17 protein-coding genes, 1 pseudogene and 1 riboswitch are annotated in these 11652 nt (G+C 38.3%); of the genes and pseudogenes, 9 read left to right on the top strand and 9 right to left on the bottom strand.

The window, feature by feature from the left end; translation table 11 throughout:
* A pseudogene (locus A5N85_RS08770) lies at positions 1-939 on the top strand (BCCT family transporter); the annotation flags it as partial.
* Between the two features lie 85 nt (positions 940-1024).
* Here A5N85_RS08770 and A5N85_RS08765 read toward each other — a convergent pair.
* Positions 1025-1309, bottom strand: coding sequence for a chaperone modulator CbpM (locus tag A5N85_RS08765; RefSeq protein ID WP_072576886.1), 285 nt, complete (start codon positions 1307-1309; stop codon positions 1025-1027).
* A gap of 18 nt (positions 1310-1327) precedes the next feature.
* Positions 1328-2281, bottom strand: a complete 954-nt coding sequence (locus A5N85_RS08760) for a DnaJ C-terminal domain-containing protein (RefSeq protein WP_072576885.1) — start codon at positions 2279-2281, stop codon at positions 1328-1330.
* Positions 2282-2630: 349 nt separating this feature from the next.
* Between A5N85_RS08760 and A5N85_RS08755 the strand changes: the two genes are divergently transcribed.
* From A5N85_RS08755 to A5N85_RS08745, 3 genes are all read left to right on the top strand, one after another.
* Positions 2631-2813 (top strand): hypothetical protein, encoded by a 183-nt coding sequence (locus A5N85_RS08755; protein ID WP_072576884.1) that lies wholly within the window; start codon positions 2631-2633, stop codon positions 2811-2813.
* 281 nt (positions 2814-3094) lie between these two features.
* The gene (locus A5N85_RS08750) at positions 3095-3358 is read left to right on the top strand and encodes a transporter substrate-binding domain-containing protein (RefSeq protein WP_072576883.1); all 264 of its coding nucleotides are present in this window, start codon (positions 3095-3097) and stop codon (positions 3356-3358) included.
* Positions 3330-3839: a substrate-binding periplasmic protein gene (locus tag A5N85_RS08745; RefSeq protein WP_072576882.1), complete on the top strand. Its 510-nt coding sequence runs from the start codon at positions 3330-3332 to the stop codon at positions 3837-3839. The genes A5N85_RS08750 and A5N85_RS08745 overlap by 29 nt, the downstream gene beginning before the upstream one ends.
* 53 nt (positions 3840-3892) lie before the next feature.
* Here A5N85_RS08745 and A5N85_RS08740 read toward each other — a convergent pair whose 3' ends face one another.
* From A5N85_RS08740 to thiD, 4 genes are read right to left on the bottom strand one after another with little or no spacing between them, the layout of a single operon-like run.
* Positions 3893-4816, bottom strand: a complete 924-nt coding sequence (locus tag A5N85_RS08740; RefSeq protein ID WP_072576881.1) for an ABC transporter substrate-binding protein — start codon at positions 4814-4816, stop codon at positions 3893-3895.
* A gap of 2 nt (positions 4817-4818) precedes the next feature.
* A complete protein-coding gene (locus tag A5N85_RS08735; protein ID WP_072576880.1) occupies positions 4819-5556 on the bottom strand; it encodes an ABC transporter permease in 738 nt (245 codons plus the stop codon).
* Entirely contained in the window at positions 5549-6280 is a 732-nt protein-coding gene (locus A5N85_RS08730; RefSeq protein ID WP_245935991.1) for an ABC transporter ATP-binding protein, read from the bottom strand. The genes A5N85_RS08735 and A5N85_RS08730 overlap by 8 nt, the downstream gene beginning before the upstream one ends.
* A complete protein-coding gene (gene thiD, locus A5N85_RS08725; protein WP_072576878.1) occupies positions 6277-7074 on the bottom strand; it encodes a bifunctional hydroxymethylpyrimidine kinase/phosphomethylpyrimidine kinase in 798 nt (265 codons plus the stop codon). Before thiD ends, A5N85_RS08730 begins: the two co-directional genes overlap by 4 nt.
* 28 nt (positions 7075-7102) lie before the next feature.
* A riboswitch (TPP riboswitch) is annotated at positions 7103-7204 on the bottom strand.
* 90 nt (positions 7205-7294) lie between these two features.
* On the opposite strand from thiD, the gene A5N85_RS08720 reads away from it, so the two are divergent.
* The 4 genes from A5N85_RS08720 to A5N85_RS08705 are packed head-to-tail and all read left to right on the top strand — an operon-like array spanning position 7295 to position 10775.
* The gene (locus A5N85_RS08720) at positions 7295-8428 is read left to right on the top strand and encodes an MFS transporter (RefSeq protein ID WP_072576877.1); all 1134 of its coding nucleotides are present in this window, start codon (positions 7295-7297) and stop codon (positions 8426-8428) included.
* 24 nt (positions 8429-8452) lie between these two features.
* A complete protein-coding gene (gene ssb / locus A5N85_RS08715) occupies positions 8453-9016 on the top strand; it encodes a single-stranded DNA-binding protein (RefSeq protein WP_072576876.1) in 564 nt (187 codons plus the stop codon).
* A 27-nt stretch (positions 9017-9043) separates the two neighbouring features.
* Entirely contained in the window at positions 9044-9751 is a 708-nt protein-coding gene (locus A5N85_RS08710; RefSeq protein WP_072576875.1) for a hypothetical protein, read from the top strand.
* A complete protein-coding gene (locus tag A5N85_RS08705; RefSeq protein WP_072576874.1) occupies positions 9741-10775 on the top strand; it encodes a bifunctional nicotinamide-nucleotide adenylyltransferase/Nudix hydroxylase in 1035 nt (344 codons plus the stop codon). Before A5N85_RS08710 ends, A5N85_RS08705 begins: the two co-directional genes overlap by 11 nt.
* 82 nt (positions 10776-10857) lie before the next feature.
* Here the strand turns inward: A5N85_RS08705 and A5N85_RS17005 are convergent, their stop codons facing one another.
* The 3 genes from A5N85_RS17005 to A5N85_RS16590 all read right to left on the bottom strand — a co-directional run bounded on the left by A5N85_RS17005 (position 10858) and on the right by A5N85_RS16590 (position 11402).
* Positions 10858-10980, bottom strand: a complete 123-nt coding sequence (locus A5N85_RS17005) for a hypothetical protein (protein ID WP_281268156.1) — start codon at positions 10978-10980, stop codon at positions 10858-10860.
* A gap of 26 nt (positions 10981-11006) precedes the next feature.
* Positions 11007-11135 carry a transposase gene (locus A5N85_RS17660; RefSeq protein ID WP_084601770.1) on the bottom strand — a complete coding sequence of 43 codons (129 nt, stop codon included), beginning with the start codon at positions 11133-11135 and terminating at the stop codon, positions 11007-11009.
* Between the two features lie 141 nt (positions 11136-11276).
* Positions 11277-11402, bottom strand: coding sequence for a transposase (locus A5N85_RS16590; protein WP_218564802.1), 126 nt, complete (start codon positions 11400-11402; stop codon positions 11277-11279).
* A gap of 127 nt (positions 11403-11529) precedes the next feature.
* On the opposite strand from A5N85_RS16590, the gene A5N85_RS15160 reads away from it, so the two are divergent.
* Positions 11530-11649: a helix-turn-helix domain-containing protein gene (locus tag A5N85_RS15160; RefSeq protein ID WP_143143232.1), complete on the top strand. Its 120-nt coding sequence runs from the start codon at positions 11530-11532 to the stop codon at positions 11647-11649.
* The last annotated feature ends 3 nt before the right edge of the window (positions 11650-11652 follow it).

The following is an 11652-nucleotide window of genomic DNA, read 5'->3' as shown; positions in this document are numbered from 1 at the left end:
CTAATCTGAATTTCTATTTAGCGTTAGTCTTTATTGGCATTTGTTTTAATTGCAGGTCCAACCGTTTTTATCTTAGATACTGGATTAGAAGCTGCGGGTCGTTCGCTTAGTCATATGATTACCATGATGACAACCATCAATCCTTTCCGTGAACATACAGAACTCGGCTTTTCTGGAAGTACATTTGCACAAGATTGGACCATTTTCTATTGGGCATGGTGGCTTGTTTTTGCCCCTACAGTAGGGCTTTTCATTGCGCGTATTTCCAAAGGACGCACCATTCGCCAAATGACCATCGGTTCTATTTTCTTTGGTTCATTAGGTTGTGCCGTATTCTTCATCATTTTAGGCAACTATGGATTGTATCTACAAATTAGTGGTATCAAAGATATCGTTGGTATTCTTAATGAACAAGGTGCAACAGCAGCAATCTTCTCTATTCTAAATACTTTACCAATGGGCAAAATTGTTATTGCCGTTTTCACCTTTTTAGCAGTCATCTTTACGGCAACCACTTTTGATAGTATTTCCTATATCTTAGCGTCAGTCGTCCAACATGAAGTTAATGATGAACCACATCGCTGGAATCGTCTATTTTGGGCATTTGCTTTATGCTTCCTGCCTGCTGTATTAATGTTCTTAGGTGGATTATCAACCTTACAAACAGCCTCTATCTTTGCAGGTGCGCCATTGATTATCATTTTATGCATGATGATGCTTTCCACCATTCGAGCGGCTAAATATGACCTCTATTACCAGTCTGATTATTCTTTAAGTACTATTCATATCGAAGAATTTGCTGATAACTCTCCTTGGGAAGTTGGAGAAACTTCTGAAGCCCCTGAAGGCTCTGTATTAGCACAAGAAGAAGAATGGGCAGAAATGCGCGAAGAACAACAAGCGCTATTGGAGCAACAACAAGAGCAAGACAGACAATAATTCCTCTTACTAACATTCTTTATACTTAAAAACTGGCAGTATTTTGGCTGCCAGTTTTTTTCGGAATAACGATTAACTCGTATAATTATTGCTCACTAATAATATGCACCGTTGGATGAAATTTACGTAGCTCATCTACTTCATCTAACAACCGCATAATTAACGCCAATGCAGGTACGCCAGCTTCAAAATCTCGGCTGATTCGACGAGCTTTGCGAATTCTTGCTAATTGCAACCCACTAAAAGTCGCTGTTTCTGGCTGACCGTCCACTAAAATAATTTCTTCTTCAATCAAAGATAACAACCATTGGCGATCATTATCACAATTGCACAATAACTCTTCAAAGCTAAGAGAAATATCCGTATTCATGATGACCTCTCCTTTACATTAACCTTTACTTGAAAAATGCTCAGCAACTTTCTGCCACAAAGCTTTATCGGCCTCATTTTCCATTTTTGGCACAATAATATTAAATGTAAGATATAAATCTCCTGGTGTTTTCGCTGGAATCCCCTTACCTTTTAATCGAATGGTGCGACCACTTTGAATATTTTCTGGTAAATTCACTTGCAAACCGCCAGCAACGGTATGGAAAGTTGTCTTTCCTCCTAACGCAGCCTGCCAAGGATAAATATTCATCGTTTGATAAACATCAACACGATTCTTCACATGAACATTATCTTGCTCTCTAAAACGAATTGCCAAATATAAATCGCCATTTTCACCGCCATTGATTCCCGCCATACCTTGACCGGCTAAACGAATTTGCTGCCCCTCGCTGATACCTTTCGGAATTTTGACATTTAGCGTTTTTTCTTGCTGTCTTAATTGCCCATGCTCATCAATGCTAGGCACACCTAATTTTAGCGTCCTAGATGCACCTTCATAAGCAGCCTTTAAATCAATCGTTAACTCTGCATGCTGATCTTCTCCCTTAATCGGTGCTGTACTACGCTGCTGACGATGCGTACCACCACGTGCACCTGAAAAAGCTGAGAATAAATCTTCAAAATGAAAATCCCCTTGCCCAAAAGGTTGCCCACCAGCATCTTCATAATAAAAATGCGTTCCGCCTTGCCCCTGTCCAAAGCCACTAAATGGATTTCCTTGTCCTGCCTGACCAAAAGGATTAGCAAGCATTGCATCATATTCTGCACGTTTATCTTTATCCTTTAATACATCATAAGCAGCGTTAATTTCCGATGTTTTTTGCGCAGCATCCGGCTCTTTACTAATATCAGGATGATATTTTCGAATCAATTTGTGATAAGCCTTTTTAATGGTTGCCGCATCTGCATCCTTAGCAACACCAAGCGTTTCATAATAGGTTTTTGCAGTCACTATCTTACTCCATTTGACAGAGAGGTAATGATTATAGACATTCCCTACACAGAAAACTAGAATCTTTAATTTTGAACCAACTCGGGATAATCGGAGAATCATCAATCTGAGAGAATAAGGCTATAAGTCGTAAAAGATACCCCCCGAAAATGAGAGGAAGAACCGTTTGCCTACTGATCGAAGTTAAAGGCGATTGCCTGTCAAGATAGACGGCTATTGAGATCATTGCAGCCAAAATCGGTTGTAGTAGTAAAACGTTGCGAGCTTGGTATAACAAATATGGCAGCACCTGGCAGATACACATAAAGGCAGCTATGGTACAACTGCCATTATAGGAGGTGCAGAAGGCATGAGTGGCGCTGTTATTCTTGCTGCTTCAGCTGCACTTTTAGCCGGATGTGGTAAAAGTTACGCACTATTTGCACAATCAAGTTTACCCATGCCAATCATTCCTCAATATCCAGAAATCATGCTTAACCTTGCAGAGAACTGGAAAAATATAAATGCAATTGCTATATCAGCAGCCGCTTGATTACACGGTGCTGCGGCACAATGGCTTGGTGATGGATATTCACTTTCGGGACTCACCGCACAAGAAATAGCGCCAACCATTCGTACTATTCGCCATCAAGCTATGATCTGAAAAACATAATGAATTAGCAAATTATCATTTTGAATATTAAATTTAATTTTTTAACATCAATATGAAAGTAAAAATCATTATTCACTTATTTCAGTAATTCATATACACTATATAACTTCTTATAAGATAGTTTTTAACACATTGACAAATAATAAAAACAAAGGAAAAAAATGAAAAAACTTCTATTACTAATGCTTATTTTTTCTTTTAGTGTCCAAGCTGAAACATACACAATATCTACCTACCCTAAGGCACTGCCTTTTAACTATATTGATAAAAATGAAGAATTTACTGGGTTTGAATACGAACTCTTAAAAGAAATTGGAAAATCAGAAGGGATTGATATTCAAATTACCTCGGCTACTTTTCCAAAAGTATTTCAAGAGCTATCAAATGGAGAAATTGATGCAATTGGGACATGCTTACTATTCTAAAGAACGGAATGAAAATTACTCAATGAGTGATCCTATTTATATTGAGAAACTTGAGTTTATTGCATTAAAAGATAATGCAGAAAAAGTAAAAGATTTTAATACCGATAAGCCCATTTATGTTGCGACTTCAAGAGGTTCTCCAGTAGAAAAAATTCTAGACGAAGTAATAAAAACTTATCCCAACTTACACAAAACAGAAACGGCTCTTCCATTTTTAGGGTTTAAATCTTTATTTACTAAAGAGGCTGACTTACTATTTAATACTCAAGCGACATTGGATACTTACCAAAGAAATTATCCTCAATATGATTATATACAAATTCCTATTGGAAAAGAGTATCAGCAAACAATGAGTTTACATATCATGGCTCGTAATGATGATAAAGGAAAAATGCTAACAAAACACATCAATAATGGTCTTAAAAAACAAAAAGATAATGGTACTTACCAACGTTTATTAGATAAATATCATTTAAGATAATCATTTTCTCTAGAATAAAAAAGACCTCTATAAAATATTAGAGGTCTTTTTTATTATGGCTCAATCGCAATTTCAGAAATGTTAGGAACATCATTTAGCAATCCGATGGATTGCATAAACTCTCCATAACGGCGATAACGATTAGTATCGAGTGCAGCCGGACGTAAGGCTAGTCTAGGAAGTGTTTCCGTCCAAGTACTCCGATTAGTATCATCATTTAAATCTTTTTTATAGCTAATATAGCTTTTCCAAGCATCCTCTGGATGATTCAAAATATATTGTGTTGCATCTTCTAAAGCTTCATTAAATCGGCGATAGCGTGGGTCATTACGCTTATTATTGTTTGCAATCAAAATGAGTTCATCATACGCAGGAATACCATGTTCTTCTAAATAAAAAGCACGACCCGGCTTTCCATGACTTTTCATCTCATAAAGCTCAAAGTTTCTATATCCACCAATAACAGCGTCCACTTGTCCACTCATTACCGCTGGAGAGAGACTAAAATTCACATTCACCAATTTTACATCATCTAAAGTTAATCCACCTGTTGCCAGTACCGGTTTTAGCATTGCTTCATCAATACCGGCTACGCTATAACCTATACGCTTATCTTTTAAGTCAGCAATGGTTTTAATTGAACTATCCGCTTTTACAATCAGGGTATTTAATGGGGTACTAATTAGTGTTCCTACTCGGCTAACAGGTAATTTTTCTGCATGTTGTAAATATAGTTGTGGTTGGTAACTTACCGCTAAATCTACTTTATCTGCTGACACCATTTTAGGTGGTATTGAAGGATCTGACGGCTCTTCAATATCCACATCTAAATCATACTTTTTAAAATATCCTTTCTGTTTTGCCACAATAATGGCTGCATGGTTAGGATTGATAAACCAATCCAACATTAAATTCAATTTGTCAGCACCTTGTGCACTACTCATCCAGATAGCGCTAAGTATCAATAGTTTTTTCATCATTATCTCCAATAAACAAGTCGATTAAGGAAAGTATCAATAAGGGCATAAAGCAATAAGGTAAAAGCCGTAATCACTAAAACGGCAGCAAACGCCAAATCTGTTTGACTACGATTGATTCCATACTGCATGAGGTAACCTAATCCCTGACTTCCGCCAATATATTCCCCAATAATAGTCGCAATAGGCGCAATCACTGCAGCCGTACGAATTCCACTCGCAAAAGTCGGTAAAGCAGCCGGCAACCGAATATGCCATAAAATAGACAAGCGAGATGCATTCATGGTTTCGGCTAAAGCAATATAATGCGGCGGCGTATGACGAAGTCCGTCATACGCCGCTGTGGTAATTGGAAAAAAAATAATAATGACGGCGATAATAATTTTTGGCGTTAACCCATAGCCAAACCATAGCATCAGTATTGGTCCAAGTGCATAAACTGGTACGGCTTGAGAGGCTAAAATCACAGGGTGCAACCATTGCCGGATATGTCGATTACTATGTAAAAGTAAAGCGGTTGCTATTCCTAAAATAATTCCTATCAATAAACTTAAAAATATTTCCCATGCGGTAATAGCTGTATTTTTCATCAGCTCACTTCCATTAGAAAACATTTTTTGAAAAACGGCTAATGGACTAGGTAATAAATAAGGCGGCGTATGCGTCACACTAATAAACACCTGCCAAAGTAAAAGCAGCCCAACCGTTGTAATCATTGTCTGAATAATTTTTTTACACATAGGATGTTGAAGATTCTAATAAATGCAAAAGATGTTCTTGTGCTTTTGCTAAGCCCTGAACGTCCATTGGTCGAGGAGGAGAAGAATTTGGCAAGGTTACAGGTTGAAGTTGATTATTTCCCAAAATATGTAAAGTATCTGCTAACCTTAATGCTTCTGCCGGATCATGAGTAATCATAATGACAGTTTTGTCTGCCAGAAGTTCCGCTGACAAATTTTGTAATTGATATCGCGTAATCGCATCTAGTGCAGAAAAAGGTTCGTCCATCAATATGATAGGTCGTTTTTGCATTAAAGTTCTTGCCAGCGCCACACGTTGTCTTTGTCCACCTGAAAGCGTATGTGGCTGAGATTTTGCTAGTTTTTCAATACCACAAGCTTCTAATAAAGCATAAGCATATTCACGACTAGGGGACTGACGATGTAAACGATCAGCCAAAGTAACATTATCAATCACATTCAACCATGGCAAAATATCATTTTTTTGCGCCATCAAAGCCAATTGCTGCTTGATAGGCGCATGATTATCTAAAAAAATTCGTCCACTCATGGTGGCGTCTGTAGGCAATAAACCAGCAATCGCATGCAACAAAGTACTTTTTCCAACACCACTACGCCCTAATAAGACATGCCATTGCCCAGCCGCAAACGTATGACTTAAATGTTCAATAATTTTACGATTTCCATACGAAACGGATAAATCATGGATATAAAGTGCCGTCACGCTGACCACCATTGATGAAAATGGTGAACGGGACCATATCCATGACCAATACCTAAACTATCTACTTGCGCAATCGCATTCACAAGATAATCAATCGCTTTTTCAACAGCCACTTCTAAAATTTGACCTTTTGTTAAATTAGCGGCAATAGCTGCTGATAACGTGCATCCAGTTCCATGTGTATTAGCCGTTTGGTGGCGAGTATGTTTAAAAGGTTTTAAGCCATTTTGAGTCATCAGCAAATCATGAAGCATTGCATTTTGACTATGCCCATCTTTTAATAAAACCGCCTGACTCCCTAAATTCAGCAAAGCTTTTGCAATTTTCTCATTCGCATTTATCGGCGTCTCAATATCAAGTAGAACAGCTGCCTCTGGTAAATTAGGAGCGATGATCATTACCATAAGAATAAAATACGTCTTTAAGGCATCCACCGCTTCTTTTATCAAAAAAGCATCACCATTTTTGGCAACCATCACGGAATCTAAAACGATTACGACATTTGGATATTGCGCTAAAGTATCGGCAACAGTTTGAATAACCTCGGTAGTTCCTAACACCCCTATCTTAATCGTGCTTGGGACAATATCATCAAAAATTGTTTCAATTTGTGCGCGAATCACTGCTAAAGATAAGCCATCAATACGATTTACCTTGCATGTATTTTGAGCAGTGATGGCAGTAATAACGCTCATCCCGTAAACGCCCAAAGCAGAAAATGTTTTAAGATCTGCTTGAATATCAGCGCCACCACCAGAATCTGAGCCAGCAATGGTTAGAGCCGTTTTAATCATCGTGTTCTCCTTTCCGACAAAGAGAGGCAAACGCGATTGGCTTGTTCCCTTCGACGGCATAATCCGTACAGGTTCAACGAGTATTCTCTCAGCGTATCTATAAAATATGTACGCACCCCGACAAGTACTCTATAGCTTATCAAGCTTTTAGAATAAATCGCAATTTTCTTTTATCTGAGTGAGAGTGGTAAAATTCTCTCTTTAGCATTTTGGGGGATACGTGGCTAACGCAAATTGGAAAAGTGGCGTAGGCATCTTAACGGGTGTTTATGTTTCACGAATGTTGGGAATGTTTATGGTCTTTCCTGTCTTTAGCTTATATGCTCAAGGACTCATTGGCGCAAACGCTTTTCTCGCTGGGATTGCCTTAGGCGCTTATGGTTTTACCCAAGGACTTCTTCAACTACCTTTTGGCTGGCTATCTGATAAATTTGGAAGAAAAAAAATCTTATTGCTCGGTCTGCTGCTCTTTCTGATTGGGACCATTATTGCTGCAATCGCAACCTCTATTACCACGATGATTATCGGGCGCGCCATACAAGGAATGGGAGCGATTTCATCCGTTGCTTTAGCGTATGCAACCGATATCTCTCCTCCTCAAAAACGAGGAACCGTGATGGCAATTATTGGCGGTTCTATCGGTATGGCTTTTGTATTTGCTCTAATTTTGGGTCCTCTGATTACCGACTGGACGGGAAGTGTTTCAGGTCTCTTTTGGGTCATTGCTGCACTTGTCGCTATTGCTATTCTTTCTGCTGTTTTTTTACCTCCTCTTGATAATGTGCAAGCACGAGGTGAGCAATATGAAAGACGCAAACTCTATCAGGCATGTTTTGCCGTATTTATGCTACATGCAACCTTTACCGGCGCATTTACTACCTTGCCCGGTATGATGCTGAATACAGGATTAGCTAGCGATCAATTTTGGTGGATATATTTACCTGCCAATATTATTGCCATGGGCTTTATGCGCTATAAAGCAACGCCCCATCCACTTAATTTTGGCATAAGCTTTCTGATTATGGCCTTTGCTTATGCCATCCTAACCCTTCCTACTGGTTTATGGATAACAAGCATCGGCATTACCATTTTCTTTATTGGATTTTATCGGCTAGAAACAGGATTACCTCATTGGGTCAGTCAATTTGCAGACCCACAAAGTCGTGGTAAAGCCATGGGAATTTTTTCCACCTGCCAATTTTTTGGAAGCTTTATTGGCGCTGCTGTTTGTGGAGCGCTCTTACAGCTTGGCTCTGCTTGGTGGGTATTTATTACGCTCCTTATCCTATGTGCATTAAGTGCAATGATTTTACTTTGGTTAGGGAAACAAGATACACTTATATATCATTCATAATTTAAATTTATCAAAAGGAATCTTATGGCTTCAAGAGGTGTCAATAAAGTCATTCTCATCGGTAATTTAGGCGCAGACCCTGACTGTCGTACCTTTCAAAATGGCGATATGGTGGCAAATTTTTCACTAGCAACTAGTGAAACTTGGAAAGATCGCAATACTGGCGAAGATCGTGAAAGAACAGAGTGGCACCGCTGCGTTGCTTACCGAGCATTAGCCGGCATCATCCAGCAATACGTTAAAAAAGGCAGTAAGCTCTATATTGAAGGTAAGCTACAAACGCGTAAATGGCAAGACAATACTGGACAAGATCGATACACCACAGAAATCATTGTTGACCAAATGCAAATGCTTGATTCTCGCTCAGGCGGAACTAGCCAATGGGATGAGTCTCAAAATTATCCACAAAATACTTATCAAGGTATGGGAAATTCTCAACCCAATAATACCTACTCCCAAGCAAACAACACCTATTCATCGAATCGCACAAATAATAATATGCTGACCAATCCTGTTCAGCCGCAACAGCAAAACTACGGCCCAGATCCTGACCTTGATACCTTTAACGATGATGATATCCCTTTCTAATTTCTTATAAACTTGCGGGAATAAAGAATGAACATTGAAAATACTACCCGAAATATTATTCTATTGTACGAAAGTGAAACAATCTTTAATCGTTTCCACCGTGTATTTGGTAATAACTACCAAATCTTTTGGGGTAAAGACCTCAACTCGACAATGGATATTTTGGCAGCAAAAGATATTGGAGTAATGATTTGCGATGTTCATTACCACAATCAAGATATTTATCCTGTTGTACTTGCCTTAAAAGAACTTCATCCCGAACTTGTGACTATGATTGTGACACAATCGCAAGATGCTGAACAAATTAAACATCTAGAAGCACAAGAAGAAATATTTGCTGCATTGGTACGACCTATTACGCAAGAAAAACTTAATCACGTACTCAATGAAGCATATCAACAACATCTTAAGCAAATTTCTGACTTACCGCCCGAACAAGAGGAAACTTCTAGCCATACTTCATTGGTGGGCTTGAGCCTCTCAGAAATCTTGCATTCTGCTAAAATTCCAGAAGACATTCGTCAATTAGACATGTTAGATTTACCTGAAATTGAACATAAACCTGCAGCACCAATAGAAGAAAGCGAAATTTCTGCTGCTATTAACAGTACTGATATTTTCTTCAGTGATGATGAATATACAGAACCAGAATCACCGACACTTGTCCCAAATACTGTCAATAAAATCAGAACGCCTAGAGATCAATTTTTTGAAAGCATAGAATATGACGAATAAATTTGATATTGCTATCTTTATTGGACGCTTCCAACCTTTTCATAATGGACATTTAGCTGTTGTCAAAAAAGCATTAGCGCAAGCGCAATATATATTGATATTATGTGGCTCATCAAACACACCAAGAAACTTAAAAAATCCTTTTACCTTTACAGAACGAGAAAACATTATACTTAACGCCTTTTCTCCAGAAGAACAAAAACGTATCTATTGTGCAACGATTGACGATTATCCCTATGATGATGCCACTTGGCAGCTTAACGTCCAACAAATTGTCAACCAGACCTTAGCGCAAAATAAACTCTCTCAATATACCAATATTGCGCTAATTGGACATAAAAAAGATAGCAGCTCTTACTATTTAGATTTATTTCCAAGTTGGCAGACACTATTTGTTGAGAACTTCGATAATATTAGCGCAACCCCTATCAGAAGAGCCTACTATCGATTATCTCATCAGGAAACCTTCCCCAACTTCCCAATACCAAACTCTACACTAACCTTCTTAGAAAAATTTAGAGAAACAGAAGATTATCAATACCTGAAGGAAGAACAAAGCTTAATTGATACAGAAAAAAAAGCGTGGTCTACTGCGCCTTATCCACCCATTTTCACCACAACAGATGCTCTACTGATCCATCAAAACGCTGTTTTATTAGTAGAACGTGCAAAAGCACCGGGAAAAGGACTATACGCTATGCCCGGCGGATTTTTAGAGGAAAATGAAACACTTTTTCATAGTTGCCTAAGAGAACTACAAGAAGAAACAGGGATTTCCTTAAATGAAACCCTTTGGAAAAATTTTTTACGCAAAGAAAAAATCTACGAACAACCGGGGCGAAGTGAACGCGGTAGAATTATTACGCACGTTTTCTATTTCCATCTACCAGACGATGTCTTACGCCCTACTGTTAAAGGTAGAGATGATGCAGCAAAAGCTTTTTGGTTACCGCTTGATAAACTAAACGCAAAACAATTTCATGACGATCACTTTCATATTATTAGAGAATTAACCAAGCGCTAAAAACAATTGCATACAAAACCGATATTTCAATAGAAAAAAGCATAGATATCATTAACAATATCTATGCTTTTACTTTAGTAAATTAAGTAGAAAACTCTATCGCCATCAATAACAAGCGCGCTAATAAAAAAATATAGTCAAAGACCATCAAAAGCGTTACATATCCACATAAAATAGAAGAATAAGCGGTCAATGCAGTCGCCATTCTTTACGCTTTTGTTTTATCCATGCTCATGTATGCTCAATGGGATTAAGATCAGGGCTATAAGATGGAAGCCAAAGGATAGTATGCCCAGCCTCCTCTATCAGTATTTTGATATCCTCACGTTTGTGAAAAGCCGCATTGTCCATGACAATCACACTATCAGCAGGGAGTTGAGGAAGTCATATCTGTTCTACCCAGCTGTAAAAGACATCGCTGTTGATGCTATCATCATACAATCCAACAGCAAATAACGGGTTGTTCATCACAGCACCAATAGCATTGGTTTGGTTTTTGAGTTACCAGTCGTACTGACCTAAGCAAGCTTCGCCTCTTGGCGCATAACCATAACCTCTGCTCTCATATAATTTAAAACCACTTTCATCTAAGTCAGCTATCTCTTTTCCAGCTTGAGACCTTTGCAAGACCCTAAAAAACCTCTAATCTTTCTCTTAAGCCGATATAGTCAAATCACTTATAATCCAATCTATCCAAAGCAGATATAAAGAACGACTTATAGTAGAATTATCAAAAACAAACTGAGCATATCCTATGACCTACTGCAGCCAATTCCGACAAAAAATTCTTAACGATATTGCTAATGGAGAAACTTGGCGCGCTGTTGCAAAGCGCTACAAGATCAGCAAATTCACCGTCTATAGCTGGAATTAAAAA

The organism is Suttonella ornithocola, assembly GCF_001889065.1.
Taxonomy (GTDB): Bacteria; Pseudomonadota; Gammaproteobacteria; order Cardiobacteriales; family Cardiobacteriaceae; genus Suttonella_A; species Suttonella_A ornithocola.
The sequence above is the reverse complement of the archived record's forward strand: the minus strand, read 5'-3'. Positions and strand labels throughout refer to the sequence as shown.